Source organism: Paraburkholderia sp. SIMBA_027, assembly GCF_046535315.1.
Lineage (GTDB): Bacteria > Pseudomonadota > Gammaproteobacteria > Burkholderiales > Burkholderiaceae > Paraburkholderia > Paraburkholderia tropica.
Map to the genome: position 1 here is coordinate 1 of NZ_JAWRWY010001205.1, position 251 is coordinate 251.

General features: G+C 59.0%; 1 protein-coding gene. It reads left to right on the plus strand.

The features are described from left to right. Nucleotides 1–251: transporter substrate-binding domain-containing protein (locus tag SB764_RS42970; protein ID WP_410867171.1), on the plus strand; the 251-nt coding region annotated here is incomplete at both ends.

Genomic DNA, 251 nt, shown 5'->3' on the forward strand with positions numbered 1-251 from the left:
GTCGAAGTGGAATTGACGCCGGTGCAGCCGTCGAATCGTGTGCAGTTCCTTCAGCAAGGCAAGGTCGACGCGTTGATCGCCAACATGGAAGTCACGAAAGAACGCGCGGAGATTTTCTCCTATCCGCCCACACCGTTCGAGGAAATCGGCGGCGCGCTCATCACGCGCAAAGACAGCGGCATCAAGACGTGGAACGACGTGCGCGGCAAACCTGTATGCGTCTCGCAGGGCAGCAACTACACGAAGCCGCT